The sequence below is a fragment of the Ruegeria sp. AF5 genome (genome assembly GCF_056541905.1).
This window is the reverse complement of the sequence record NZ_JBQFYZ010000002.1, coordinates 290,951-316,973: the sequence shown is the minus strand read 5'-3', so window position 1 is coordinate 316,973 and position 26,023 is coordinate 290,951. Positions and strand designations below refer to the sequence as shown.

At 58.9% G+C, this 26,023-nt stretch carries 30 protein-coding genes; 11 read left to right on the top strand and 19 right to left on the bottom strand.

All coding sequences use genetic code 11. The features are described from left to right. Nucleotides 1-40: 40 nt before the first annotated feature. The 3 genes from ACR0DS_RS05085 to prfA form a co-directional block, all read right to left on the bottom strand. Nucleotides 41-634 (bottom strand): DUF4167 domain-containing protein, encoded by a 594-nt coding sequence (locus ACR0DS_RS05085; RefSeq protein ID WP_267364566.1) that lies wholly within the window; start codon nucleotides 632-634, stop codon nucleotides 41-43. Between the two features lie 239 nt (nucleotides 635-873). Beyond that, nucleotides 874-1,719, bottom strand: coding sequence for a peptide chain release factor N(5)-glutamine methyltransferase (gene prmC / locus ACR0DS_RS05080; protein ID WP_480558048.1), 846 nt, complete (start codon nucleotides 1,717-1,719; stop codon nucleotides 874-876). Next, nucleotides 1,716-2,771: a peptide chain release factor 1 gene (gene prfA / locus ACR0DS_RS05075; protein ID WP_480481653.1), complete on the bottom strand. Its 1,056-nt coding sequence runs from the start codon at nucleotides 2,769-2,771 to the stop codon at nucleotides 1,716-1,718. Before prfA ends, prmC begins: the two co-directional genes overlap by 4 nt. Before the next feature lie 62 nt (nucleotides 2,772-2,833). Between prfA and ACR0DS_RS05070 the strand changes: the two genes are divergently transcribed. After that, nucleotides 2,834-3,115 carry a hypothetical protein gene (locus ACR0DS_RS05070; RefSeq protein ID WP_480558050.1) on the top strand — a complete coding sequence of 94 codons (282 nt, stop codon included), beginning with the start codon at nucleotides 2,834-2,836 and terminating at the stop codon, nucleotides 3,113-3,115. Between the two features lie 15 nt (nucleotides 3,116-3,130). On the opposite strand, the gene ACR0DS_RS05065 is transcribed toward ACR0DS_RS05070, so the two are convergent. The 4 genes from ACR0DS_RS05065 to ACR0DS_RS05050 all read right to left on the bottom strand — a co-directional run bounded on the left by ACR0DS_RS05065 (nucleotide 3,131) and on the right by ACR0DS_RS05050 (nucleotide 6,804). Beyond that, nucleotides 3,131-3,532: a DUF1499 domain-containing protein gene (locus tag ACR0DS_RS05065; RefSeq protein WP_480558052.1), complete on the bottom strand. Its 402-nt coding sequence runs from the start codon at nucleotides 3,530-3,532 to the stop codon at nucleotides 3,131-3,133. Between the two features lie 66 nt (nucleotides 3,533-3,598). After that, nucleotides 3,599-4,546, bottom strand: a complete 948-nt coding sequence (gene speB / locus ACR0DS_RS05060; RefSeq protein ID WP_480558054.1) for an agmatinase — start codon at nucleotides 4,544-4,546, stop codon at nucleotides 3,599-3,601. Between the two features lie 89 nt (nucleotides 4,547-4,635). After that, nucleotides 4,636-5,610 carry an agmatinase gene (gene speB / locus ACR0DS_RS05055; protein ID WP_480558056.1) on the bottom strand — a complete coding sequence of 325 codons (975 nt, stop codon included), beginning with the start codon at nucleotides 5,608-5,610 and terminating at the stop codon, nucleotides 4,636-4,638. A 30-nt stretch (nucleotides 5,611-5,640) separates the two neighbouring features. Next, nucleotides 5,641-6,804, bottom strand: coding sequence for a M20 aminoacylase family protein (locus tag ACR0DS_RS05050; RefSeq protein ID WP_209503692.1), 1,164 nt, complete (start codon nucleotides 6,802-6,804; stop codon nucleotides 5,641-5,643). 66 nt (nucleotides 6,805-6,870) lie between these two features. On the opposite strand from ACR0DS_RS05050, the gene mazG reads away from it, so the two are divergent. From mazG to ACR0DS_RS05035, 3 genes are read left to right on the top strand one after another with little or no spacing between them, the layout of a single operon-like run. Continuing rightward, on the top strand, nucleotides 6,871-7,737 hold the full coding sequence (gene mazG / locus ACR0DS_RS05045) for a nucleoside triphosphate pyrophosphohydrolase (protein WP_480558058.1): 867 nt from the start codon (nucleotides 6,871-6,873) through the stop codon (nucleotides 7,735-7,737). Between the two features lie 54 nt (nucleotides 7,738-7,791). Beyond that, nucleotides 7,792-8,733 carry a nucleoside hydrolase gene (locus tag ACR0DS_RS05040; protein ID WP_480558060.1) on the top strand — a complete coding sequence of 314 codons (942 nt, stop codon included), beginning with the start codon at nucleotides 7,792-7,794 and terminating at the stop codon, nucleotides 8,731-8,733. Next, complete coding sequence (locus ACR0DS_RS05035) at nucleotides 8,730-9,179, top strand: GNAT family N-acetyltransferase (protein ID WP_480558062.1); 450 nt, start codon at nucleotides 8,730-8,732, stop codon at nucleotides 9,177-9,179. The genes ACR0DS_RS05040 and ACR0DS_RS05035 overlap by 4 nt, the downstream gene beginning before the upstream one ends. Here the strand turns inward: ACR0DS_RS05035 and ACR0DS_RS05030 are convergent. From ACR0DS_RS05030 to ACR0DS_RS05000, 7 genes are all read right to left on the bottom strand, one after another. Next, on the bottom strand, nucleotides 9,176-9,340 hold the full coding sequence (locus tag ACR0DS_RS05030) for a hypothetical protein (RefSeq protein ID WP_480517341.1): 165 nt from the start codon (nucleotides 9,338-9,340) through the stop codon (nucleotides 9,176-9,178). The genes ACR0DS_RS05035 and ACR0DS_RS05030 overlap by 4 nt on opposite strands. A gap of 140 nt (nucleotides 9,341-9,480) precedes the next feature. After that, the gene (locus ACR0DS_RS05025) at nucleotides 9,481-10,020 is read right to left on the bottom strand and encodes a GNAT family N-acetyltransferase (RefSeq protein ID WP_480517343.1); all 540 of its coding nucleotides are present in this window, start codon (nucleotides 10,018-10,020) and stop codon (nucleotides 9,481-9,483) included. Nucleotides 10,021-10,068: 48 nt separating this feature from the next. Further along, nucleotides 10,069-11,346, bottom strand: coding sequence for a phosphopyruvate hydratase (eno, locus tag ACR0DS_RS05020; RefSeq protein ID WP_480517345.1), 1,278 nt, complete (start codon nucleotides 11,344-11,346; stop codon nucleotides 10,069-10,071). Nucleotides 11,347-11,482: 136 nt separating this feature from the next. Beyond that, on the bottom strand, nucleotides 11,483-12,361 hold the full coding sequence (locus ACR0DS_RS05015) for a DMT family transporter (protein ID WP_480480558.1): 879 nt from the start codon (nucleotides 12,359-12,361) through the stop codon (nucleotides 11,483-11,485). A gap of 135 nt (nucleotides 12,362-12,496) precedes the next feature. Further along, nucleotides 12,497-12,910, bottom strand: coding sequence for a Fur family transcriptional regulator (locus ACR0DS_RS05010; RefSeq protein WP_209503686.1), 414 nt, complete (start codon nucleotides 12,908-12,910; stop codon nucleotides 12,497-12,499). 83 nt (nucleotides 12,911-12,993) lie between these two features. Further along, nucleotides 12,994-13,698, bottom strand: a complete 705-nt coding sequence (locus ACR0DS_RS05005; protein ID WP_480481649.1) for an endonuclease/exonuclease/phosphatase family protein — start codon at nucleotides 13,696-13,698, stop codon at nucleotides 12,994-12,996. A 296-nt stretch (nucleotides 13,699-13,994) separates the two neighbouring features. Continuing rightward, a complete protein-coding gene (locus ACR0DS_RS05000; RefSeq protein ID WP_480558064.1) occupies nucleotides 13,995-15,413 on the bottom strand; it encodes a protein adenylyltransferase SelO in 1,419 nt (472 codons plus the stop codon). A gap of 85 nt (nucleotides 15,414-15,498) precedes the next feature. Between ACR0DS_RS05000 and ACR0DS_RS04995 the strand changes: the two genes are divergently transcribed. Continuing rightward, a complete protein-coding gene (locus ACR0DS_RS04995) occupies nucleotides 15,499-15,918 on the top strand; it encodes a cupin domain-containing protein (protein WP_480558066.1) in 420 nt (139 codons plus the stop codon). Nucleotides 15,919-16,008: 90 nt separating this feature from the next. Then, nucleotides 16,009-16,785, top strand: coding sequence for an extensin-like domain-containing protein (locus tag ACR0DS_RS04990; protein ID WP_480616700.1), 777 nt, complete (start codon nucleotides 16,009-16,011; stop codon nucleotides 16,783-16,785). A gap of 27 nt (nucleotides 16,786-16,812) precedes the next feature. On the opposite strand, the gene ACR0DS_RS04985 is transcribed toward ACR0DS_RS04990, so the two are convergent. Beyond that, nucleotides 16,813-17,907: an anhydro-N-acetylmuramic acid kinase gene (locus ACR0DS_RS04985; protein ID WP_480558332.1), complete on the bottom strand. Its 1,095-nt coding sequence runs from the start codon at nucleotides 17,905-17,907 to the stop codon at nucleotides 16,813-16,815. A gap of 305 nt (nucleotides 17,908-18,212) precedes the next feature. Between ACR0DS_RS04985 and tyrS the strand changes: the two genes are divergently transcribed. After that, on the top strand, nucleotides 18,213-19,466 hold the full coding sequence (gene tyrS / locus ACR0DS_RS04980) for a tyrosine--tRNA ligase (protein WP_480473227.1): 1,254 nt from the start codon (nucleotides 18,213-18,215) through the stop codon (nucleotides 19,464-19,466). A gap of 79 nt (nucleotides 19,467-19,545) precedes the next feature. Here the strand turns inward: tyrS and ACR0DS_RS04975 are convergent, their stop codons facing one another. Continuing rightward, a complete protein-coding gene (locus ACR0DS_RS04975; protein WP_480616698.1) occupies nucleotides 19,546-20,244 on the bottom strand; it encodes a hypothetical protein in 699 nt (232 codons plus the stop codon). A gap of 220 nt (nucleotides 20,245-20,464) precedes the next feature. Here ACR0DS_RS04975 and ACR0DS_RS04970 point away from each other — a divergent pair, with 220 nt between their 5' ends. Both ACR0DS_RS04970 and ACR0DS_RS04965 read left to right on the top strand, forming a co-directional pair. Continuing rightward, the gene (locus ACR0DS_RS04970) at nucleotides 20,465-21,220 is read left to right on the top strand and encodes a 3-hydroxyacyl-CoA dehydrogenase (RefSeq protein WP_267363947.1); all 756 of its coding nucleotides are present in this window, start codon (nucleotides 20,465-20,467) and stop codon (nucleotides 21,218-21,220) included. 27 nt (nucleotides 21,221-21,247) lie between these two features. Beyond that, the gene (locus ACR0DS_RS04965; protein WP_480504857.1) at nucleotides 21,248-21,778 is read left to right on the top strand and encodes a sugar O-acetyltransferase; all 531 of its coding nucleotides are present in this window, start codon (nucleotides 21,248-21,250) and stop codon (nucleotides 21,776-21,778) included. On the opposite strand, the gene ACR0DS_RS04960 is transcribed toward ACR0DS_RS04965, so the two are convergent. From ACR0DS_RS04960 to ACR0DS_RS04950, 3 genes are all read right to left on the bottom strand, one after another. Then, nucleotides 21,775-23,583 carry an ABC-F family ATP-binding cassette domain-containing protein gene (locus ACR0DS_RS04960; RefSeq protein WP_480558072.1) on the bottom strand — a complete coding sequence of 603 codons (1,809 nt, stop codon included), beginning with the start codon at nucleotides 23,581-23,583 and terminating at the stop codon, nucleotides 21,775-21,777. The genes ACR0DS_RS04965 and ACR0DS_RS04960 overlap by 4 nt on opposite strands. Nucleotides 23,584-23,651: 68 nt before the next feature. Then, on the bottom strand, nucleotides 23,652-24,392 hold the full coding sequence (locus tag ACR0DS_RS04955; protein WP_480558074.1) for a GNAT family N-acetyltransferase: 741 nt from the start codon (nucleotides 24,390-24,392) through the stop codon (nucleotides 23,652-23,654). Between the two features lie 100 nt (nucleotides 24,393-24,492). Further along, nucleotides 24,493-24,966 (bottom strand): outer membrane protein assembly factor BamE, encoded by a 474-nt coding sequence (locus tag ACR0DS_RS04950; protein WP_480545467.1) that lies wholly within the window; start codon nucleotides 24,964-24,966, stop codon nucleotides 24,493-24,495. 85 nt (nucleotides 24,967-25,051) lie between these two features. Between ACR0DS_RS04950 and ACR0DS_RS04945 the strand changes: the two genes are divergently transcribed. Together ACR0DS_RS04945 and rpmF are read left to right on the top strand one after the other, a co-directional pair. Then, nucleotides 25,052-25,588: a YceD family protein gene (locus tag ACR0DS_RS04945; protein WP_480480538.1), complete on the top strand. Its 537-nt coding sequence runs from the start codon at nucleotides 25,052-25,054 to the stop codon at nucleotides 25,586-25,588. A 205-nt stretch (nucleotides 25,589-25,793) separates the two neighbouring features. Continuing rightward, nucleotides 25,794-26,000: a 50S ribosomal protein L32 gene (rpmF, locus tag ACR0DS_RS04940; protein ID WP_008756996.1), complete on the top strand. Its 207-nt coding sequence runs from the start codon at nucleotides 25,794-25,796 to the stop codon at nucleotides 25,998-26,000. Nucleotides 26,001-26,023 lie beyond the last annotated feature (23 nt).

Genomic DNA, 26,023 nt, shown 5'->3' with positions numbered 1-26,023 from the left:
CCGAGTTAAACCTCGGGGCTTGGTTCTTTTGACATCGGCTTTATTCTGCCGCCTCCGGTGCGTCCCCCGTGTCGGCAGGAGCATCCTCTTTTGCCTCGGGCGCAGCTTTGGGCTTCCGGGCGCGTGGCTTACGCGCGGGTTTTTCCTTGCGCGGAGCCTCTTCCGGTGTTTCAGCCGCCGGGGTTTCTTTGTTTTCCGGGGTCTCCACCAGACCGCTATCGGGCTCTGAAACTTGCTGAGACAGGTCCATTACATCAGGCTGCGGTGCTTCGGCCGGATCAGCCTGGCGGGTCGCTTCGCGTTCCTGACGTTCGGCACGTTCACGGTCGCGCTCGGCCTGGCGTTCGCGGTTCTGGCGCTCCTGCTCTTCACGGCGCGCGTCAATCTCGCGCTGCGCTTCGCTCAGCATCCGCAGGTAGTGTTCCGCGTGTTGCTGGAAGTTTTCTGCCGCCACGCGGTCATTCGACAGCTGAGCGTCACGTGCCAACTGGTTGTATTTGTCAATAATCTGCTGCGGCGTGCCACGGACCTTGCCTTCGGGACCCGAGCTGTCAAAAACCCGGTTTACGACGTTGCCGCCAGAAGGACGATTGCGGTTATTCTTGGCCCGCGAACGGGGTTTGGAAGATCTCATCTTACTTTACGTCAGCCTTATCAATGCGCTGTCGCTCAACCCGTGTTTTGCACTGCTCTAAGGCGTTTGCCGTGACGGGAAGTCGACTTTTTGGGCTTGGCGTCAGGGGTGCGCTGCAACAGCGTCAACCTCGCCGACTAATCCTGAGTAAACATGTCCTGACGGCGCAGACAAGAGGAATCTCGGGTTTTCACAAGCTTTTTTGTTCGGGTTGGCGTTTTTTGCCGCAAACCCGCCACTCAATCCGGCATTCTTGCGCCAACAACGCGGTCGCGACCGTCAAGATCGGGGATTACCCGGACGTCCACCAACCCAGCGGCATCGAACAAGGCTGACACTTTTGCCGCCTGCGTCGGACCGATTTCGACAAGAATTCGCCCGCCCGCCAACAGAAAATCCGGGGTCGCCGCTGCGATCCGACGATACGCGCCCAACCCGTCCCCCTCATCCGTCAGGGCCATGCGCGGCTCGTGCTCACGCACTTCGGGCGAAAGTTCTTCCATCTCAGACACTGAGATATACGGAGGGTTGGAAACAATCAGGTCGAATTTATCTTCAATGTTTTCGAACCAGTTTGATCGAAGGATCTCAATCCGCGTCTCTACCTGATGCTGAACCGCATTGGCACTGGCTTGCAGGCAGGCGGCTTCGCTCAGATCAACACCCACGCCCGTGGCACTGCTGCGTTCGGCCAGAAGGGTTATCAGGATACACCCCGAGCCCAGCCCCAGGTCGAGGACATGATCAAATGGTTCGCTCAACGCTGCTTCGATCAGGGTTTCAGTTTCCGGGCGCGGATCAAGGACATCCCGGCTGACGCGGAACCTGCGGCCGTAGAACTCCCGCTCACCCAACAGATGCGACACCGGAACCCGGATGGCCCGCAAGGAGATCAACTGGTCATAACGCTCGGCGATTTCGGGCTGTAATTCTTCCGGGGCAATCAGCGTCACGCGGCTGGCTTCAATCCGTGCAGCATGGGCCAGCAACAGACGCGCGTCGCGTGCCGGATCGTCCACTCCGGCCGCACGCAGACGCGCTGTCGCCGCGACCATCGCCTGTGCCGCTGTTTGCAGAGCCGTCATTGTGCCATCTCGGCCAACAGCCGGGCCTGATCATCCGCCGTCAACGCATCAATCACCTCGTCCAGATCACCCTGCATCACCTGATCCAGCTTATATAGCGTCAGGTTGATCCGGTGGTCGGTCATGCGCCCCTGCGGGAAGTTATAAGTACGAATGCGTTCCGATCGATCCCCCGAGCCAACCTGACTGGCACGATCTGCCGAGCGTTCACTGTCAATCCGCTGCCGCTCCAGATCGTACAAGCGCGTCTTCAGAACCTGCATGGCGATCTCGCGGTTGCGATGCTGGGACTTCTCGGAACTTGTCACCACCAATCCCGTCGGAAGATGCGTGATCCGCACAGCCGAGTCAGTCGTGTTCACGTGCTGTCCGCCCGCGCCCGAGCTTCGCATCGTATCGATTCGGATATCATTGGCGTCGATCTGGATGTCTACATCCTCGGCCTCGGGCAGAACCGCCACAGTCGCCGCCGAGGTGTGAATGCGCCCGCCGCTTTCGGTTTCGGGCACGCGTTGCACCCGATGGACGCCGGATTCGTACTTCAGTCGCGCAAAGACGTTGTCGCCTTTGATATGGGCTACTACTTCCTTGATGCCGCCCAGATCCGAGGCCTGTTCTTCGATAATCTCGAATTTCCAGCCACGCGCCTCGGCGTAACGCTGATACATGCGCAACAGGTCGCTTGCGAACAAAGCGGCCTCGTCCCCGCCGGTGCCGGGGCGGATTTCCAGCATCGCCGGACGGGCATCCGCCGCGTCCTTTGGCAACAATGCCAGTTGGAGCGCGTTTTCCGCCTTGGGGATGCGGGCCTGCAACTCGGGGATCTCCTCCTCGGCAAGCTCTTTCATGTCCGGGTCAGTCAGCATCGCCTGCGCCTCGGCCAGATCTCCCACCAGCTGTCGCCAGGCCATGATCTGATCGACGACAGGCTTGAGGTCGGAATATTCTTTGGCCAGCGCCGCTATGTCACCACCCGACGCGCCATCGGCCATGGCTGCCTCGAGGTACTGGAAACGCTGGGTGATCTGTTCAAGACGTTCTTCGGGGATCATCCCGGCGGTGTCTCTCATCCGGGGGCTTTGGTCAAGGGCAACGTCATGCTAAGCTTGCGGCCATGAAACGGGTTTTAATTACTCTGCTGCTGACAACGACGCCTGCATTCGCGGATTACATCGGCCCTGATGGCAAGACGCGGGATTGCTATTGCACCGACACATCCGGGTCTCGCATCGAACTGGGTGAGATGATCTGCCTTCAGGTCGACGGACGCATGTTCACCGCGCAATGCCAGATGTCCCTTAACGTTCCCATGTGGCGCGAGGTTCAGGAGGGGTGTTTGTCGTCCAAATTACAGAGTGAGCCTTTCGACCCCATAGATCTGGACGATGCGTCCTGACCGTTTGCGCAACGACTAGAATTGTGCCAACCACCCATCGACCCGCGCCTTGTTCACACCGAAATCCCTGCGACCGAACCGCAAACGGCCATGGATGCGCAAGATGTCTCCGTCCTGCTGTACCGTGGTGTAGTCGGGAAAGCCGATCCATTTCGTGCGGGTAACATAGGTGATCATGCCCTCACTGACCGAACCCGCCAAAACCGTGGTGCGCGGCGTGGCTTGGGCAATCTCATCAAGACGCTGCAACCCGTCGGGACCGGTTTCAACAACGCGCAACACACCACCGGGCAAGTTCTGGCTTTCGGTCGAAACCAAAGCGACGTGCCACCGCGCAGGGTCTGACGGTGCCAGCCGGACATAGGCGCCCGCCCCAACCACAAGCGCAACCACCGCCCACAAAACCATCCTTTTCATCCCGCTCTATCCTTTTTGGTGAACCCTAAGCGGAACAAAACCGGCGGCAAGACATTCCACCGCGTCTTACCGCGACGTCACACCCGGCAGGATACACAGCATCTCATAGATCAGGTTGGCTGCTGTCAGTGCAGTGTTGCCCGATGGATCATAAGGAGGTGAGACCTCGACCAGATCGCATCCCACTACGTTTACCCCATGCAGTGCATGGATCAGTTGCAGCGCTTGCGGTGTCGAAAGACCCGCGATTTCCGGCGTGCCGGTGCCCGGAGCGTATGCGGGATCAAGGCTGTCGATGTCATACGAGATGTAAACCGGGTGGTCCCCAATGATCTTGCGAACCTGCGATCCGATCTGGGTCAGATTCTGCTGCCACAGCTCCCATGCGGGGAACTGGCGGAAGCCCCAGTCCTTGGCTTCGGTAAAATCCGAGGCTGCATAACCCGAGCCCCGAATGCCGATCTGGAACGTCTTGTCGGGAACAATCAACCCCTCTTCATAGGCGCGGCGGAAAACGGTGCCGTGGGTTTCGCGTTCACCGAACATCTCGTCATTCACATCGGCATGGGCATCCACATGCACAAGCGCCACGGGACCGTGTTTGGCCTTGATGGCTCGCAGGATCGGCAGGGTGATCGAATGATCGCCCCCCATCGCCACAGGGATCACGCCTTTCGCCAAAATGGCGTCATAGCTTTCCTTGATGATCCTGAGGCTGTCTGCAAGCGAGAAGGTGTTGATCGCCAGATCCCCAATATCGGCTATCTGCAAGCTGTCGAACGGGGCCGCTCTGGTGGCCATGTTATAGGGCCGGATCATCGCGCTTTCGCCGCGGATCTGCTTGGGGCCAAAGCGCGTGCCCGACCGCCACGACGTGCCGATATCCATCGGCACCCCCAGCACCGCCACATCCAACCCCTCAAGCGAGGAGGCCTGCGGCAGGCGCATGAATGTGTTCGGCCCGGAAAACCGCGCCAGATCATTCCCGCTAAGTGGTTGGTTGTATTCGGTCATGTGCGTAATGGTCCCGTCCCTGTTCGTCACTTGATCCAGCACATACCCTAAGCATGGCTAACTGTTGGTTAACGTGAACCCTTGCGGGTTTACCCATCTTCTTTATCCAGCTTGTTCCACCCCAACAGGCAAATGATCTGCGTCGCCACATGGGCCCCAGCAATCGCTGTCGCACCTGAGGTGTCAAAGGGCGGCGATACTTCGACAACGTCCCCGCCCTTGATATTGATCCCGGCAATGTCGCGCAGGATGATTTGCGCCTGAATCGAGCTTAACCCACCCCAGACTGGCGTGCCCGTACCAGGGGCAAAAGCCGGGTCAAGACCGTCGATGTCAAAGCTGAGGTAAACGGGGCTGTCACCAAGAATGTTCTTGATCTTCTCTGCCACAGCAGCTGGTCCCGATTCATAAACCTCGCGCGCATCAATGATGTTCACGCCCAGCGTATCCTCGTTCGTCGTGCGAATACCCACCTGGACCGAGCGTTTCGGATCGACAATGCCCGACTTTACAGCCTTGTAGAACATTGTCCCGTGATCCACGCGAGACATGTCATCATCGGCCCATGTGTCGGTATGCGCATCGAATTGCAGCAGGGACATTGGCCCGAATTTCTCGGCATAGGCTTTGAGGATCGGAAAGCTGATATAGTGATCGCCACCCAGCGCAACCGACGCCACATCAGCAGCCAGAATGGTTCGGATGTGGTCGGTCAGCGTGTCAGGAAAGGCCGGGATATTGGCGTAATCATAAGCCATATCGCCATAATCCACGATCGCCAGTTCACTCAGCGCATCAAAGGGCCAGCCATAGGGCGCATCAGGCGATTGCAAAGCGCTGGCCTCACGGATCGCCCGAGGGCCAAGGCGCGTGCCGGGCCGGTTCGTAACCGCCTGATCAAACGGCACGCCAGTAACGGCGATGTCCACACCCTTCAGGTTCTTGGTGTAAAGCCGCCGCAAAAAAGACGTCGCCCCGCCGAACGTGTTTTCATAAGACAACCCCTTGAGGTCCGGATTGGTGAATGCCTCATCCACCTGGTTTCTTGCGTCTTCCAGTGCCATGTCTTCCGTAGTCCCTTTCCCGAACCTTTATCAGCTCAACGGCTGCGCTTTTTCCACGATCCGCGCGAAAAACGACGCGCCCACCGGCGCGATTTCGTCGTTAAAGTTGTATTTCGGATGATGCAGCCCTGCGCCTTCGCCCTGCCCAAGGAACAAATAAGCACCGGGGCGCTTTTGCAGCATATACGAGAAATCCTCGGCCCCCATCTCGCGCCCGGTATTGCCGGTGACCCGGTCGTCACCGGATATTTCACGCGCCACCTCGGTCGCAAAGCCCGCCTTTTCGGCATCATTGATGGTGGCAGGGTAATCTACATTGTATTCCAATCGCGCCTCGACCCCATAGGATTTGGCCTGCCCCTCGACAATCTCGGCCATGCGCCGCATCACCATCTGCTGGACGTTCGGGTCGAATGTTCGAACGGTGCCGTTGATATAGGCCGTATCCGGGATAACGTTGTTGACCGTGCCGGTGTGGATCTGCGTGACCGAGACGACAAGATCATCCAACGCATAATGGTTGCGGCTGACAATGGTCTGAATGGCCTGCGCAATCCCACAGGCCGCCATAACCGGATCACGGGTTTCATGCGGCATCGCACCGTGGCCGCCGACACCCTGAATATGCACTTCGAATGTATCGACAGCCGCCATGATCGGCCCCGGCGTTGTATAGAATGTCCCTTCGGCAAATCCCGGCGCGTTGTGCAGCGCGTAGACCTGCGAGATGTCGAACCGGTCCATGATGCCTTCTTCGACCATCACACCAGCACCACCGCCATCTTCCTCGGCGGGTTGAAAGATCAGCGCCACGCGACCGCTGAAATTTCGCGTCTCGGCCAGATAACGTGCCGCGCCCAGTAGCATGGTAGTATGCCCGTCATGGCCGCAGGCATGCATCTTTCCGGGGTTCTGAGAGGCATAGTCAACGCCCGTTTCCTCGGTAATTGGCAACGCATCCATATCGGCGCGCAGGCCAATCGTCGGCCCGTCGCCCTGCCCGTTGATGATCGCGACCATCCCGGTCTTTGCGATCCCCTCATGCAACTCATCAACCCCGAACTCACGCAGACGTTCGGCCACAAAGGCTGCCGTTTCATGGCATTCGAATTCCAACTCGGGGATGGTATGCAGATACTGGCGCCATCTGGTCATGTCGGCAGAGAAATCGGCAATTCGGTTGACGACGGGCATCTGGGGTGGACTCCTGATCGGGACTGCGGAATGGATGCATCTGACACCGGAATGAAAGGGTTCGCAATGGCTGAAAATCCTCTGATCCATGACAGCAATGCAGGTATCGAACGGCTGCTGGAAATCATGCGCCGCCTACGCGATCCGCAATCTGGCTGCCCGTGGGACATCGAACAGGATTTCGCGACCATCGCCCCCTATACGATCGAAGAGGCCTATGAGGTCGCTGACGCCATCGAACGCGAAGCCTATGACGAGCTTAAGGGAGAGCTGGGGGACTTACTGTTCCAATCCGTGTTTCACGCCCAAATGGCAGAAGAAGCAGGACATTTCACCTTTCAGGACGTGGTGCGCACCATGTCCGACAAGATGGTCAGCCGCCATCCGCATGTGTTTGGCGATGAATCCCGCGACAAGTCGGCCGACCAGCAAACCAAAGATTGGGAAGCCATCAAAGCCGCCGAGCGGGCGGGCAAAGAACAAAAAGGTGCACTGGACGGTGTGGCCGCAAACCTGCCCGCCCTGTTGCGCGCGCATAAGCTGCAAAAACGAGCCGCTCGGGTGGGGTTCGACTGGCCTGACGCCAGCCATGTGCTGGCCAAGATCACCGAAGAAGCGACCGAGCTGGAAGAGGCGCGCGACAAAATGGATGCCGACGCGCTGGAAGACGAGTTCGGCGATCTGCTGTTCGTGATGGTCAATCTGGGCCGTCATCTTGGCATCGAACCCGAAGCCGCCCTGCGTCGCACCAATGCCAAGTTCACCCGTCGCTTTGAAAAGGTCGAAGCCCGGCTGGCCGAACGGGGCAAGACCCCCACGCAAAGCGATCTGGCCGAGATGGATGCGCTGTGGGACGAGGTCAAAACGGAAGAGCATCGCGCCAATGGCAAACTCCCGCCGGTGGATGCACTGGCGGCGACCAGAAACGGGTAGACAAGCGATCCGACACTTGCGAGTGTCCCACCTTCACGACCCCCGGAGACGCCCATGCCCCCTCGCAAGATCATCATCGACACCGATCCCGGACAGGATGACGCCGTCGCCATACTGTTGGCGCTGGCCAGCCCGGACGAGATCGAGGTTCTGGGTATCACGGCCGTCGCGGGTAACGTCCCGCTCGCCCTTACAGCCAAGAACGCCCGAATCGTTTGTGAATTGGCCGGACGTACGGATGTGCCGGTTTATGCGGGCTGCGACAAACCGCTGAACCGTCCGCTTGTCACCGCAGAACATGTGCACGGGAAAACCGGGCTGGATGGCCCGGTCCTGCCGGATCCGCAGATGCCCCTGGCCAAAGGTCACGCTGTGGATTTCATCATCGACACCCTGCGTGCTGAAGAGCCGGGGACCGTGACCCTTTGTCCACTGGGTCCGCTTACAAACATCGCGACTGCATTTCGCAAGGCCCCCGATATCATCGACCACGTGCAGGAAATCGTCTTGATGGGTGGGGCGTATTTCGAAGTCGGCAACATCACCCCCACTGCTGAATTCAACATCTATGTCGACCCAGAAGCTGCTGATATCGTTTTTAAATCCGGAAGGCCAATCGTTGTCATGCCATTGGATGTCACACACAAAGCGCTGGTGACCAAATCACGAAACGACGCGTTCCGCGCATTGGACAGCAAGGTTGGACATGCCGTGGCCGAGATGACGGATTTCTTTGAACGCTTCGACAAAGAGAAATACGGCAGCGCAGGCGCCCCCCTGCACGACCCTTGCGTCACCGCCTATCTGATCCGCCCCGAGCTGTTTTCGGGTCGCCACGTGAATGTCGAGATTGAAACAGGGTCCGACCTGACCCTGGGCATGACCGTTGCGGATTGGTGGGGTGTCACCAACCGCGCACCAAATGCGTTGTTCATGGGGGAAATCGACGCTGACGGCTTTTTCACCTTGCTGACAGAAAGGCTGGCCAGATTATGAGCGCCGCCCTCCGCCTTGCGCGCCCCGAAGATCTGGATCGCCTGATGACGCTGGTCACCGCCTTTCATACCGAGGCCGGGCTGACACAGGACGCCGACAAGACACGCAATGCCCTCGCCCCCATGCTGGATGGTATCCCTCATGGCTGTGTCTATCTGATTGGGCCCGGGCGCGCGCCTTTGGGATATATCATCCTAACCTTTGGCTGGTCAGTCGAGTTTGGCGGCATGGACGGTTTCGTGGACGAAATCTATATACGCCCCGCCGTTCGGGGCCGCGGCATTGCCACCGAGGTTCTTTTGGATCTGCCCAAAGCTCTTGCCGGGGCAGGCCTGATGGCTCTTCATCTGGAAGTCGACCGAAACAATGAATCTGCCCATAAGCTCTATCTGCGTACCGGGTTTAGACAACGCGACAGGTATATGCTGATGAGCAAGGTACTTTAGCGCGACTCGCCGCGGAAGATATTTGCCGGATTCATATGCTGAACCGGGTCATTCGACGAAACCTCTTCTCCGGTTATCGGATACGTTCCCGGACCCGCGCAGGCGGACAATACTGTGATGGACGCTGTGACGATTATCAGAAGGAATTTGGATACAGACATCGTAGTCTCCTTTCTGCAATGAAGACAAACTACGGCATTCTGTGCGGGCGTGATAAGTAACAAGTTCACACATAAGAATAGATAAGCCACATTTTTTTTATCAAACACCTCAACCGCAAACGAACATGTCCCTGAAAAATTTAACTTTTCTCTGGCCTGAGGGTGCCATTCTCAAATAGCGGCATCTCAAAAAAAAGCAGGTGGTCGCGTGCGATTTCAGGAGTTTCGTAATAGGCGTCGCGCAAGTGAAAGCCCAAAGACAGGTATAACCGAGTCGCCGCTTCCAGGGGTTTGCCGGTGTCCATTCGAATATAGTCGAACCCAATATCTCGGCACATTTCGATCAGCGAAAGCATGATGGCACGGCCTGCTCCGGTCCCCCTTGCTGCGTCAGTTACAAATACACGTTTGATTTCAGCTACACCGGGTTCGTACGTGTGAAACATACCGCAGCCGACCGGTTCCCCATGCAGCAATGCCAGTTTGATCCCACCGGTCGGCGGTGTGTGTTCCGTGTCGATGTTGTCCATCACGCGGGCGTATTTTTCGCTTGGGTAGAAGGCCTGCACAATCTGGGCGGTTCTTTCATCCAGTGCCAGCAGGAAATCCCTGTAATCCCAACACAAACGCCGAACCGCTTCAATCTGGTCCGGCGTTTCCGGTTCGATGATGTTCAGCACAACGCGACCCCCGGATTAAAACCAGGGGCCAGCCTAGCGCCAAGCGCGTTATTTGCGAAGGATCGACGCGCCTGCGTATTCCGCAACCTCGCCCAGCGATTCCTCAATGCGGATCAACTGGTTGTATTTGGCCAACCGATCCGACCGCGCCAGCGAGCCGGTTTTGATCTGACCGCAATTGGTCGCCACCGCCAGATCGGCAATAGTGGCATCCTCGGTCTCGCCCGAACGGTGCGACATCACGTTGGTATAACGCGCACGGTGCGCCATATCGACGGCGCGCAGGGTTTCGGTCAGCGATCCGATCTGGTTCACCTTAACCAGCATCGAGTTCGCGCAGCCGCGCTTGATCCCTTCGGCCAAGCGCGCCGGATTGGTCACAAACAGGTCGTCGCCCACGAGCTGCACCTTGTCGCCGATGGCGTCGGTCAGGGCTTCCCAGCCGTCCCAGTCATCCTCGGACATGCCGTCTTCGATCGAGATGATTGGATAGTCATTGACCAGAGCCGCCAGATAGGCTGCGTTTTCTTCGGGTGTCAGGGTGATCCCCTCGCCCGCCAGAACGTATTTACCATCCTTGTAATACTCGGTCGCCGCGCAATCCAAGGCCAGGTGGATTTCTTCGCCGGGTTTGTAGCCCGCCTTTTCGATGGATTTCAGGATGAAATCCAGCGCCTCGCGGGTGCTGGCGATGTTGGGGGCAAAACCGCCCTCATCGCCCACGCCCGTGGCCAGCCCCGCGGAAGACAGTTCTTTCTTCAGCGTATGGAACACTTCGGACCCCATTCGCACGGCCTCGCGGATATTCGCGGCCGAGGTTGGCATGATCATGAATTCCTGAATGTCGATCGGGTTGTCGGCGTGTTCGCCGCCATTGATGATATTCATCATCGGCACCGGCAGTACGCGGGCCGAGGTGCCGCCGACGTAGCGATAAAGGGGCTGCGTGGTGAAATCGGCTGCTGCCTTTGCTGTGGCCAACGAGACGCCCAGAATGGCGTTGGCACCCAGACGGCCTTTGTTATTGGTTCCGTCCAGTTCAATCATCGCCTGATCGATGGCCACTTGTTCTGTCGCGTCAAAGCCCACCAATTCCTCGGCGATCTCACCATTCACGGCGGCCACGGCTTCCAGAACCCCTTTGCCCATATAGCGGGATTTGTCGCCGTCGCGTTTTTCAACGGCTTCATGTGCGCCGGTGGACGCACCGGACGGTACGGCGGCGCGGCCCATGGTGCCGTCCTCCAGAATCACGTCGACCTCGACTGTCGGGTTGCCCCGGCTGTCCAGAATTTCGCGCGCGTGGATGTCAATAATGGTGCTCATGAGGTCTGTCCCTATGGCTGCAGTCGGTTGCACGCGTCATAACAGCAACCGGCCAAAAGTAAACCGGTTCCGTTATCGCTAACACGCATATTTACCGACCTTTAGGGCTAACAGTTTGCTGTTTGCGCCAACAGGTTCACGCCGGGACCAGATTGCGCGCCAAACGTCGCTCGCGGATAAAGGTGTACAGGCCAGATCCGATGATGAGGCTCGCCCCTGCCATTGTCAGCGCGTCAGGGCGTTCCCCGAACATCAGCATTCCGGCAAGGATTGAAAACACCAGACGCGTGTAACGGAATGGCATCATGGCCGAAGCCTCGCCAACCCGCATGGCCGTGACGATGCCGTAATACCCTAGAACACCAAAACCGATCGCCCCCAGGTACGGACCTGCCTGGTCGCTTTGTACCGGCACGAAGGGTGTTCCTGAAATAACCATCAACAGCAACCCGGCCAGCGCCACTGCGATATACGCCTGCATCGCCACAACGGATGAAGCCACCCGAACATCCAGCTTGCGGGTTATCAGATCACGCGCCGCAATCGCAAACACGGTCAGAACGACAAACAGTGAATCTGGCTGAAACCCTTCCAATCCGGGGCGAATGATCATCAGAACACCGACAAAGCCGACACCAATGGCGCTCCAGCGGCGCCAGCCGACCTGCTCTCCCAGAAACAGGGCCGCGCCCATGGTCACGGCAAGCGGCATGGCTTGAAACACGGCGGCGACAGTGGACAGATCGATCAGCGACAGCGCGGTGACAAAGGTCACGGCACCGAATCCTTCTGTCCCTGCGCGTAGCATCGGCAGCAGTTTCCACGCCACGGGATCGAAGATGCGTTTGCGGGTGACCACCGACATCACCGCAAAGACAAGCCCGCAGAACACACCCAGACACACCATGATCTGACCGGTCGGCACAGCGCCCGACAGGAACTTGATGAACATATCCTCAAGCGAAAAGGCCGCCATCGAGCCGATCAGCAAAAGGATGCCGTTTACGTTATTCATGCGCGCGTCCACAGGAAAAGGGTACTTGGGGTGCAGTGTCCGGGCACATGAACCGCAACCGGCGACGTCTGGCAAGCCAATTCCCGAAACGTTCAATGAATTAACGTGGTGGGGCCGTTCGCGATTTGTGATGGATCACTCCTGCTTGAGCGGTACGCCGTACAGTTCCAGCCGATGCCCTTTCAGCTTGTACCCAAGCTTGGCGGCGATCTTTTCCTGCAGGGCTTCGATCTCGGGATCGACAAATTCGATGACCTCGCCCGACTGCATGTCGATCAGGTGATCGTGGTGATCGCGCTCGGCATCCTCGTAACGGGCCCGCCCATCGCCGAACTCCAGACGCTCCAGAATACCGGCCTCTTCGAACAGTTTGACCGTACGATACACCGTCGCAATCGAGATGCCTGTGTCGATGGCAGAAGCACGCGCGTACAGTTCTTCGACATCCGGATGGTCGTCGCTTTGTTCCAATACCTGCGCGATGATCCTTCTTTGACCGGTCATGCGCAGACCTTTGGCCTCACAACGTCCAATAATCGTTTCCGACATGATGCCCCTCAGAATTGCTCGGGTGTCTGTCTTAGTATGTCTGCGCACTTTGCGCCACAGGGATTTCTTCTTTTCCGTTGAAGTTAAGCCACGCGCGCCAAATCAGCCCAAACCGGCAAATGATCCGATGCGATATGTGCGGGGCGCGCGTCATGGACACCATGCGCAGTGGCCCTGACGCCCGCGCCCAGCGCGATCCGATCCAGCGCGCCCAGCGGCTGCGCGGCGGGAAAACTTGGCTTGGGGGGCAGGAAACGCATTTCGGGTGCCAGGTGATCCAGAATCGGCTGTCGGGACCATTCGTTGAAATCCCCCGCCCAGACAGTCGGCATCTGCTCCAGCTCTTTATCAAACCGCCTGATATGCGAGATCTGCTGACGTCGCGATGCGGGCAACAGCCCCAGATGCATACCCATCACCCGCAACGGCCCGATAGGGGTATCAAATTCGACACGGACCGCGCCGCGCGGTTCAAGCCCGGGCAATTCGTGATGTCCGGTCCGCCGGACCGAAAGGCCCTCGCCACGCCAGATCACCGCGTTGCCATGCCAGCCCAGACTGCCGGCACCGCCCAGATCGACGATCTGCCAACCGGCTTCATCCAGCATGAAATGCGGCAGGGCCGCCGGGCGCGGCGGCAGACGTTTGTCGGCCTCCTGCAACACAACGATATCGGCCTGCATATGTTCGATGACCTGCAAAATGCGCTGCGGCTGGCGCCGGAAATCCAGCCCGAGGCATTTCTGAATGTTATAGCTGGCAATGCGAAGGGTGGAAGATGACTGCATATAGATCTGACCAGTGGGCTTGACCCAAAGTGACACGCCTGCCGCCGGACGCAACCCTTCAGTTTCACTTCGCAGCAACGGCAACCGGGGAAGTCGCCTTGGCATGGTATATCGCTTAAAAACCCGGCACGTGACGCGGCCGGAAACAAATGGGTTTCCCCTCATTTCATCCGGGAGCGGCAGAACGGAAGTGCCGCAGTTTCAGCGCATCCAACACCGATTTAGACCGGACAAAACAATTCGCCCCTCCCCGCGAAACCATACCGCACCGAGCGACTACCAGAGATGTTTGACCGTCACGTACCACAGAACGTGGCGTGCACGACCTCGTTATCGGTCGGGGGCCGTTTCAGGTCCTCCGCATCTGCCTGATCGTCGTAAGGCCGTGCGAGGACGGCGTTCAGCCGATGGAACGGCTGGTAATCCCCCGCCACCGCTGATTGGATCATCTGCTCGACCCGGTGATTGCGCGGAATAAAGGCTGGGTTCGCTGCGGTCATCACGTCATGCGGTAACGCCTCACGTGCCAAGCGTGGACGCCAGCCCTCTGCCCAGCTGTCAAAGGCCTGCGGGTCGATAAACTGATCGCGCGCGGTATCTTTGCCCAGCGCACGGAAGGTGTTGGTGAAATCAGCCTGCCCCTCGGCCATGCGTTTTAGCAGATCGGTGATCAGCGCCTGATCGCCTTCTTCAGCGGTCGTCAGTCCGACCTTTGCCCGGAACCGGGTCAACCAGTTCTGTTGCAGCAGGTCCGGCATGGCATGCACGATCTCGGTCGCCTCCTCAACAGCGGCGTCCTTGTTGTCCATCTGCTGGATCAGTGAGGTTGCCAGCTGCGCCAGATTCCACACTGCAATATCTGGCTGGTTGGCATAGGCATAACGGCCCATCCGATCTATCGAGCTGTAGACCGTATTGGGGTGATAAACGTCCATGAAGGCACAGGGGCCATAATCGATGGTCTCACCCGCGATCGAGCAATTGTCGGTGTTCATGACCCCATGGATAAAGCCCACGCTCATCCACCAAGCGATCAGGCGGGCCTGCGCATCCCGAACGGCCCGCAGCAGGCCCATTGGCCCTTCGACGCCGGGGTAGTGGCGCGCGATGGCGTAGTCTGTCAGGCACCGCAGATTGTCCAACTGCCCCCGCGCGGCAAAGACCTGAAAGGTACCTACTCGCAAATGGCTGGTTGCAACCCGGGTTAGCACCGCACCGGGCATCGGACCCTCCCGGAACACGGTTTCACCGGTCTCTACCGCCGCCAGTGCGCGTGTTGTGGGGATGCCCAGCGCGTGCATCGCCTCGGACACCACGTATTCGCGCAGAACCGGACCCAGCCACGCCCTGCCGTCGCCCCTACGTGAAAACGGCGTCGGGCCCGAGCCTTTCAGCTGAACATCCCGCCGCACACCATCCGTTCCGACAGTTTCGCCCAACAGCACCGCGCGCCCGTCCCCAAGCTGCGGGTTGAACTGGCCAAACTGATGCCCGGAATAAAGCTGCGCGATGGGGTCCGCACCATCGGGGATGCGATTACCTGCAAAGGCTTCCGCCATCTCTTGCACGTCGCCCGGATGGACCTGCAACAGCCGTGCCAGATCATCATTGAACGCGATCAACTTGGGCGCGCGTACAGGCACCGGATTCTGTCGCGCGAAAAACGCGTCCGGCAGGCGGGCATATGAGTTATCGAATGGAATGGTCAGTGTCATGCGGCATACATATTCCCCGTGCGCACGAATACCATAGCGGATCACACCTTGCCGTGCATAATCGCGTCAAACACACGAGGGCCACATGACCGCACAAGAGATCATCGACCGCCTGAACCTGCAACCTCACCCCGAGGGCGGCTGGTACGCGGAAACCTGGCGCGCCGAGAACGAGGGCCGCCCGACCGGCACCTGCATCTACTTCTTGCTGCAGGCGGGGGAAAGCAGCCACTGGCACCGGGTCGACGCGACCGAGATCTGGCTCTACCACGCGGGCGCGCCATTAATCCTGTCCTTGAGCGCAACAGACAAGGGCCCGGCGGTTGACCATGTGCTGTCACCCGATTTGTCTCGGGGCGCACCGCAACTGATTGTTCCCACCGGCCATTGGCAGGCCGCGCGCAGCACCGGTGATTACACGCTGGTCAGTTGTACAGTGTCTCCCGGATTTCAATTCGATGGGTTCCAACTGGCAGAACCTGGGTTTGATATCCCTCGGGGATAGGTTGATCTGGGGATGCTCTGAAAAGGTGAGTTTACAGAAAGTTACGCATTTATCATTCTGTAAACGCAACCGCAGGTATCGGAGCATCGGGTGATTGTGAAACACATCTTTCTGGTCCTTCTGCTTCTGTTCGCAAGCACCTGTCTTGCGAGCGCAGAGACCGCCTGTGCAGAATCCCCCCATTCATCCGAATTGGCACTACCCGATTTGGAGGAGGAAGTCGCAACTGAACACATCGAACCTGCTGCGACTGTTGAACCTGCGGTGCTGATCTCGAAACGCCCTGCGCTGCGCCCTTGCAAGTTCCGCCAGTTTGAAGTGGGTCGTCAGCGTATGCGCGACCGCGGCGCGGTCTGTGGTGACTGGACCATCTTGGGCGAAACCCGCGCGTCTTTGGCTGGAAAAGCGCAAGGTTGCGGCATCGCCAACCCGGTCCGGATTTACAGAATTTCGGACATTGCGCTCAGCCAGTTCTCGCTGATGGACTGTCAGACAGCCGTTACGCTGAAAACGTGGATCGAAAACGTCGCCAAACCCGCCTTCGCCGAACTGGGTGGTGGGCTCAAGGGGATGCGCGTTGTTGGCCACTATGCCTGCAAGACGCAGAACAACCAGCCCTATGCGCGCATCTCCGAACATGCGCGAGGTCGGGCCATCGATATCTCGACCTTCGTGTTGCAGGACGGAACGCAGATCACCGTTCAGAACGGATGGAGCGACACCGATCAAAGCACCGTGTTACGAGAGTTGCACAGCGGAGCCTGTGGCCTGTTTGGAACTGTTCTTGGTCCTGATGCTGACCGGTATCACAAAGGGCATTTTCACTTCGACACAGCCCGTCGCAGTGGCAAGCCTGTGTGTCGATAACGCGTTAGCCGTTACCTGGATGTAGCCTCAACCCACCGGTTGAGCGTTCACTGTACTGACCATACCGCCGCCTACCAGCGCTTTCACCCCGGTTGTTCCGGGGCACGAGGTTGGCAATCCCCGCGCCACGCGCACGGCCAGATAGGCAAAAGCCTGCGCCTCGAGCATATCGCCGTCCAGCCCCACGGCCTCGACCGGTTCGACAGGGCAGTCGAGAGATACGCGCAGCATCTCCATCAACACCGGATTGCGCCGTCCACCGCCTGTAACCAGCACGCAAGACGGCGGTTGCGGACAGTGTTCCATCCCCTGCACCACCCCCGCTGCGCACATCCCGGTCAGGGTCGCCACCGCGTCAGCGTCACCCAGTTCTTTCACCAGGTCGATCATCTCAGAGAAATCATTCCGGTCCAGCGACTTGGGCGGCATGCGTGCGAAGAAAGGCTCAGCCAGGAACAGCTCCAGCGCACCCATTTCGACGGTGCCATTGCGCGCAACCGCACCATCCCGGTCCATCGGCTGCCCCAGCCGGGCCTGCATCAGGTCATCGACCGGTGCATTCGCCGGCCCCGTATCAAAGGCAAGCAGCGCCCCCGGCGCCTCGGGACCATCAAAGCTTGGGTCCACATAGGTCAGATTACCAACACCGCCCAGGTTCAGAAAGCACAACGGGCGGTCCGCGCCAAACCACTTGGCGCAAGCAAAGTGAAAAAACGGCGCCAGCGGAGCACCCTCGCCCCCCATCGCCACGTCATCGCTTCGGAAGTCCCAGACCACCGGGCGCCCCAGCGCCTGCGCCAGACCAAGACCATCACCCACCTGCAATGTGCCACGCCCGCGCGGTTCATGCGCCAGCGTCTGGCCGTGAAAGCCGATCAGATCCACATCTTCGAACTCGGACAGCGCCTCGGCATGGGCAAAGGTCACCATTTCAGCCGCCGCATCGACCTGCGGGCCGTGCCATTGCCCCAAAGCCGCCCGCAGCACTTCGCGCTCGGCTTCGGTATAGGCGCGATAGCCGCTTTTCCCGAATCCGGCGATGGAATGCCCGTCGGTTTCCACCACCGCAGCGTCCACCCCGTCCAGCGACGTACCGGACATCGCGCCCAATGCCCGAACCATTCCGTGTTTCTTGATGGTTTGGCCCACGCCCGCCTCCTGATCTGGCAATGTTTCCGCCGTGCCCGAAGCTCTGGACTTCACCTCTGGGTTGCAGCTTGGTCAAGGTGCTTTTGTTATGCCGCCTTGGCAAGCCTTCTGATTGGGGGCGTCGGTTTTTTTCCGACGCCGCGCTTCAGGATCAACACCCCTGCTATCAAGTTGCGCGCGCATATCACGGCACGCGCTTTTAGAGTGAAAAGGTGGCTTTTCCTCATCCGCAGCGCCGCCTATACAGTGCGGCGCAACACAAACCCCGAGGGCACGATATGACCTACCACCCCAAATCGGATTTCATCGCCACGATGATCGAGCGCGGCTTCCTCGCCGACTGCACCGATTATCAGGGCCTTGACGACGCGCTGATCAGTGGGTGCAAGCCGGCCTATATCGGCTTTGATGCAACGGCCAAGTCGTTGCATGTGGGCAGCCTGATCCAGATCATGATGTTGCGCTGGTTCCAGAAGACCGGCCACCAGCCGATCACCCTTATGGGTGGCGGCACCACCAAGGTGGGCGATCCCTCGTTCCGCGCGGATGAACGCCCCCTGCTGGGACCCGAACAGATCGACGAAAACATCGCGGGCATCAAGAAAGTGTTCGCGGCCTATATCGATTACGACACTGACGCCGAAAACAAGGCACTGATGTTGAACAATGCCGAATGGCTGGATGATCTGAACTACCTCGATTTCCTGCGCGACATCGGGCGGCATTTTTCCGTCAACCGGATGCTCAGCTTTGAATCGGTGAAATCCAGGCTGGATCGCGAACAGTCGCTGTCGTTTCTCGAGTTCAACTACATGATCCTGCAAGCCTATGACTTTCTGGAGCTGAACCGTCGCTATGGCTGTGTTCTGCAAATGGGCGGCAGCGACCAGTGGGGCAACATTGTCAACGGTATCGACCTGACCCGCCGGGTGCTGGATCACGAAATCTACGGCCTGACCTCTCCCCTGCTGACCACCAGCGACGGTAAGAAGATGGGCAAATCGCAGGATGGCGCGGTCTGGCTGAACGCCGAGATGCGCTCACCCTATGAATTCTGGCAGTTCTGGCGCAACACCACCGATGCGGATGTCGGGCGGTTCCTGAAGCTCTATACCGAATTGCCCGTGGATGAATGTGACCGTCTTGGCGCGCTTGCCGGGTCCGAAATCAATGAGGCCAAAATCCGCCTCGCCAATGAGGTGACAGCCCTTCTGCACGGGGCGCAAGCTGCGGCAACGGCCGAAGCCACGGCCCGTGAAGTGTTCGAAAAAGGTGGCGTTGGAGACGATCTGCCCACCCTGACCCTCAGCGCGGACGAGCTGGGCGACGGCATGTCCATCGTGCAGATCATTGTCAAATCAGGCCTCGCCAAATCCGGCAAAGAGGCCAAGCGCCTGATTGCCGAAAACGGGGCCAAACTGGACGACGCTCCGCTGACGGATGCGGGCTTGATGATCGACGCGGGTGCATTGACGTCTCCGATCAAGCTGAGTGCAGGCAAGAAACGCCACGCATTGGTGCAACTGGGCTGACGCCCCTTTTCACCTTTGATTGCAAAGCAGGAAACGGCCACCCGATTGGGTGGCCGTATCTAATTTGGAATGGGCAAGGCTACTGACGTCCCTTTCCGCGACCGGGCCGGTCGCTTTCGCCTTCATCGTCATTGGCGTTGTTTCCGCGACCCGGACTACTGCCTTCGCCGCCATTGCCGCCGCCATTGTTACCCTTATCGCCACCTTTGCCGCCGCCGTTATTGCCTTTGCCACCGCCGGGTTCACCATCGCCACCGCCGGGTTCTCCACCACCACCGCCGGGCTCTCCACCGCCACCGCCGGGTTCTCCACCACCACCGCCGGGTTCTCCACCACCACCGCCGGGTTCACCACCGCCACCACCGGGTTCTTGGCCGCCGTTGTCAGGCTGTCCTCCGCCACCGGGGCCGTCAGGACCAACCGCATTCGCAAATCCCGCCCCGCCGGGTTCTGAACCGCGACTTTCACCCCGATTCTCTGCCAGACCGGACTGGCTTGCCGTTGGCACATCTGTCAGCAAAGCGGCCAGGCCCGGGCATTGCGCCCCGGTAACGCGCAGCGTTGTCTCAAAATCCGGTCGCTTCTGAAGTCTGTCCAGAAAGCTCGGGGTCACCTGAACACAATCGCAAAGACCGGCATAGTCGCCTGCATTCGCAAGATTTCGAGCCGTTTTCCAGTTACACGTTTCCGGCGCTGCAACAGCACTGCCGGCAACCACAATCCCAAAGACAGGTGCAGCCAGAACAGCGCCCAGTGTTTGTTTCATACCATTTACCATATCGGAACCTCCTGACGAAAAAACACGCAATGGCTGTGATTACTTCGTTCACGAACAGGCGCGTTTTCGTGAAGCGCGGATTAAGATGCCTTAAAGATGCGTATTGACCCGGCGGCGGTCAGTCCGCCCCGCCCCTTTTGGCGTTCAGGCTCAAAGATGTGGACACCGCCCCTGCAAAGCAGTTATTGAACAGTTGTTCATATCCCAGGGAGGAGCTCCGATGCACTTGTCCACCACAGCCGCTCTTGTCACCGGCGGCGCATCCGGTCTGGGCGAAGCCACCGCCCGTCACTTTGCCGCGCAGGGCGCGCAAGTCACTATTCTGGACCGTGACGCGGACCGTGGCGCTCAAGTCGCCTCCGAAATCGGCGGATATTTTGCGCTGACGGATGTAACCGACGAAACCTCGGTCGCTGCTGCCGTGCGCCACGGCATGGACAAGATGGGCAAGATCACCGCGACTGTGAACTGCGCGGGTATCGCTTATGGAATCAAGACAGTCGGCAAGGATGGGCCCCACCCGCTGGACGCGTTCCAGCGTACGATCGACATCAATCTTGTCGGCACATTCAACGTCTCAAGGCTGGCCGCTGCCGAGATGGCAAAGAACGAACCCGAACCGGACGGGGCGCGCGGTGTGATCATCAACACTGCATCTATTGCCGCATTCGACGGCCAAAAGGGACAGGCGGCATACGCTGCATCGAAAGGCGGGGTTGTTGGCATGACCCTGCCAATGGCCCGTGATCTGGCCTCGACCGGGATTCGCGTCATGACCATCGCGCCGGGTATCTTTATGACCCCGATGCTGGCGGGCCTTCCCGAAGACGTGCAGAAACAACTGGCCGCCGACGTCCCGAACCCGGCCCGCCTGGGCGACCCTAAGGAATACGGGCGGCTGGCCGGTTTCATCGTTGAAATGGGCTACCTGAACGGCGAGGTCATCCGCATCGACGGCGCTCTGCGGATGCGATAAGACAGCTCTATGTTGGAGCGCCAGAAAATGCAGTCCGGGCAGTGGTATTGCTGTCTCGATCCTGAGTTGGACGATCTGCGCGCGCGGGCACGACGGGCTGTTCACGCTCACAACACCTGTCCGCCCGACACACGCGGCGCGATGGCCCCGGAACTACACGCGCTGCTGGGCCATGTCGGCGAGGACTGTTTTCTCGAAGCCCCTTTTCACTGCGCGTATGGAATGAACATCCATCTGGGCAGCCGGGTTTTCTTCAATGCCGGATGCGTGGTTCTGGACACGGCCCTCGTTCGGGTCGGCGACGACACGATGTTTGGCCCCAATGTTCAGATTTACTGCGCTCATCATGCCAAAGACCCGGCTGATCGGGCACAAGGGTTGGAAATCGGCCTGCCCGTCACCATCGGCAGGCAGGTTTGGGTTGGCGGCGGAGCGATCCTGTTGCCCGGCATTACCATAGGCGACTACGCCACAATCGGCGCAGGCAGCGTCGTCACCAAAGACGTCCCCGCCAGAGAAACCGTGGCAGGTAATCCGGCAAAACGTCTGGCGCGCTAAGCGCTTTCAGCCTTCTCTTCGAGCGTCAGCCATTCCTCTTCAGCGGCCGAGAGTTTCTCCTGCCGCTCAACCAGCGCCTCGGTCGCTTTTTGGAACTTCACCGGTTCGCGCGTGAACAGCCCGGGGTCGGACATCAGCTCTTCCAGCTTGGCAATCTCGGCCTCAAGGCGCGCGATCTCGGCAGGCAGTTTCTCCAGCCGGTGCTTTTCCGAGAAGGATAGGCCGGATTTCGGCTTTTCTTCCTGCTTGATCTTTGGCTTTGAAGCTTTTGCTTTTTCTACGCTTTTTTGGATCACGTCGCCACGCTGCGCGATGTAATCCGACCAGCCGCCAGCATAGACTGCCGCCCGTCCGTTCCCCTCCATCGCGATGGTGGTTGTCGCCACGCGGTCCAGAAAATCCCGGTCATGGCTCACCAGCAGAACGGTGCCGTCATAATCATCCAAAAGCTCTTGCAGCAGGTCCAGCGTCTCGACATCCAGATCGTTGGTCGGTTCGTCCAGCACCAGAAGGTTCGAGGGTTTCGCCATCAGTTTGGCCAGTAACAACCGGGCTTTTTCCCCACCCGACAGGGATTTGACGGCTGCTCGGGCCTGCCGTTCGTCAAACAGAAATTCCTTGAGATACCCTACAACATGTTTGGGCTGCCCGCCCACCATTACCTGATCGGCCTTGCCCGACACCCGCATTTCCGGATCGCCGGTCAGACTGTCCCACAGGCTCATCTCGGGGTCCAGTTGGGCACGGGTCTGATCGAACACCGCGATTTCAAGGTTCGTCCCCAAGGAAACCGAGCCCTCGTCCGACTCCACCTGCCCCAGCAGCATCTTCAGCAACGTTGTTTTGCCAACACCGTTCGGCCCGACAAAGGCCACCCGGTCGCCGCGCTGTACCAGCAGATCAAAGTTCCGAACGATCTGCTTGTCGCCAAACCCTTTGGCCAGCGCCCTGGCCTCAATCACTTTACGGCCTGATTTTGGCCCGGCCTCCAATGCCATTGCAGCCGAACCCTGACGTTTGATCTGCGCCGCCTTTTCGGCCCGCAACGCCTGCAAGGCCCGCACCCGGCCTTGATTACGTTTGCGTCGGGCGCTAATGCCCTCAACCGCCCATTTCGCTTCTGACTTAATCAGGCGGTTCAGCTTGTGGCGTTGCTGGTCTTCTTCCTCCCATACCTTGTCCCGCCAGGCCTCAAAGGCTTCAAAGCCCTGTTCCTGTCGCCGAACAGCCCCCCGGTCGATCCAAAGTGTTGCCCGCGTCAGCGCCCTTAGAAAGGCCCTGTCATGCGAGATCAGCACAAAGGCCGCTCGGGTCGCGCCAAGTTCGCGTTCCAGCCACGCGATGGCTTCGATATCCAGATGGTTGGTCGGCTCGTCCAGCAACATCAGATCCGGTGCTTCGGCCATCAGCTTGGCCAGCGCAGCCCGCCGCCTCTCTCCGCCCGAAGCCGTCTCAACTGCCCGTGAAGGATCGAACTTCAACCCTTCACCGGCCCGTTCAACCTTGTAAAGTTCTCCCGGCTCCAACCCGCTGGACGCGTAATCCCCCAACGTGGCAAAGCCCACCATCGTCGGATCTTGCTCCATATAGCCAACGGATTTTCCGGGCGGCACGACAATCTCGCCCCGATCCTCCTCGACCAGACCGGCCATCACTTTCATCAGCGTGGATTTTCCGGACCCGTTTCGCCCCACCAGCGCAACACGATCACCGGGCTGAACCACCAGATCCAGTTCGGAAAACACCGGGTCACCCCCGAAAGTCAGGGAAATGCCGGACATCTGCAACAAAGGAATTCTCGCCATGTGCGCCAGCTAAACCGGCTGACACATTGCGTCAACGCCCCGTCTTCACCTTTTGAAAAATACTCAATCTACCCGGCCACCGCCCGCAACAGACGTTTGCGTGCCGGGGGGATCGCACCGATTTCCACCCCTGTAAAAACGTGCAGCGTGTTCATGTGGCGATCCACCACCGCATGATCGCTGACCCAACCGCCCATCATCAGGTAGGTCCGCAACAAGGGTGGCATCCGCAGCATTGCCTTTTTCACATCCGGTCTGCGCCGCAGACGCGCGGCAAATCGAAACACATCCGGAGCCTTCACGCGTGGCAACCAACGTTTCGGGCCCAGATGGTGGTGTTTGAGCATCGCAAACGCATCCAGATACTGCTCAGTTTCGGTTCCGGCAAAAGAGGAACATCCAAACAGCATCTCGACGTTGTTCCGGTCAACGTAGGCCGTCATTGCCCCCCAAGCGACACGCAGGATGTCGGGGTCGCTGTGATTGGGGTGGATACAAAATCGTCCCATTTCAACCATCCGGCCTTCGAAGCCTTCGAGCGTGGTCAGGTCATAGAACTGTGCTGAATAACTTTGTCCGATCTCGCCGCCATTATCCATGGTCAGCATCCGAAAGCAGCAGACCAGCCGGTCTGCCGAGCGCATATCCTCGATCAGGATATGGCTACAGCGTGCATCAAACTCGTCGCAGTCCGGTTGCTCTGTGCCAAAAGCCAAGCTCCGCAATGCCTGAGCTGTTCTGATATCCTCGGGCGACTGCGCCAGTCTGGCGCGATAGCGCCCCTTGCTTAACAAAACTGCCGTTGCCACGGTCGCGTCCTCCACGGTTACCGACCCTCAGGCGTCGGTACGACACCGTTAGCACAAGACATGTGACTGCCCTGTGACCACCGCAAGGTTTTGGCGCAAATTAGTTGGCGCCCGGAATGTTGGCCGGATTGAAGTTGCCGATATTGCCCAGCAGCTGACGCAGGAAGCCCTTGTCCTGAACGTTGGAATCGGTAACGCGGCGCTCCAGAGCAATCACATTCCCGTCTTCAAGACCAAAGCGTTCGATGTTTCTGACAACACCGCGCTGATCAAAACTGATGGCAACCAGTTCGCGCGATACCACCTCGGGCCGTTTCGGACCGTAGTGACGCACGCGAGAGCGGACATAGTAATAGCCCGAATCCCGAACCACGCCGGATGCGCCCGGCGCGCCGATGGCCTCTTGCACGCTGTCACGCGTATCTACGCCAACTTTGATTTCCGCCAGTTCCTCGGCCGGTGGCACATAGCCGTGATTCTTGAAGACAGCCGTACAAGCTCCGGTCGCAGCCAGACAGGCAACAAACACAAGCGATTTCGCAGCTGGTTTCAACCGGTTCACTACCTTCAACATCTGCACCCTCTTGCCTTGGCCTTCTTCGGCTTCTATCCGATTACATAAACCGTTGCCACGGTTCAACACATAGAAAGGCTCACGAATGAGCAACACGACATCATTTCGGGTGTCTGACCTGCCGCAGAACGCCCCGACACGGTTTGATCTGCGCCCTGCAACCACCGTGCTTGAGCAAATCAGGCAAGACCTTGGGCTGCTGGGGCTGCGAAAGCTCAGCTTTTCCGGCGAACTGCGGGCACAAGGCAAACGGGACTGGGTATTGAACGGCAAACTCGGCGCAACTGTCACCCAACCTTGCGTGGTGACGCTGGAACCGGTGACGACAAGGATCGACATTCCAGTGCACCGGACATTTCTTGCGGATTGGGCGGACCCTGATGATCCAGAGTTCGAGATCCCGGAAGATGACGAATCTGAACCTTTGGGACCTGAAATCGATCCGGCCCTTGTCATGATCGAGACCCTGTCTCTGGCTCTGCCACAATATCCACGGAAAGACGGCGCGGAACTGGGTCAGGCTGCCTACACAGAACCGGGCAAACAGGCGATGACGGATGACGATGCCAAACCCTTTGCAGGATTGGCAGGATTGCGCGATGTGCTAAAAAAAGACGAGTGACAGGTGCCGGATTTCCTGTCATAGCAGGCGGTCAGAAAAATCGCTTGAACATGCCGAGAATCGCAGTATTTTCGCGCGCTCATCGGATTTTGGGTTGGACATTGCGGGGCTCGTCGCCTAAACGCGCGTCAAACCACGATAAACGAACTACGAAACCCGGGTCGGCAGCGAATCTGCGGCCCCCAGTCAGACAAAGGTTGAGACCATGGCCGTCCAACAGAACAAAGTTTCCAAGTCGCGTCGCAACAACCGCCGCGCACACGACGCTCTGGTTGCTGCAAACCCGAACGAATGCCCGAACTGCGGCGAGCTGAAACGCCCGCACCACGTTTGTGCATCTTGCGGCCACTATGACGATCGCGAAGTCGTCGCACAGGCCGACGAAATCGATCTGGACGAAGACGCAGCCTAAGCCTGATCGAGCACAGGCCAAGG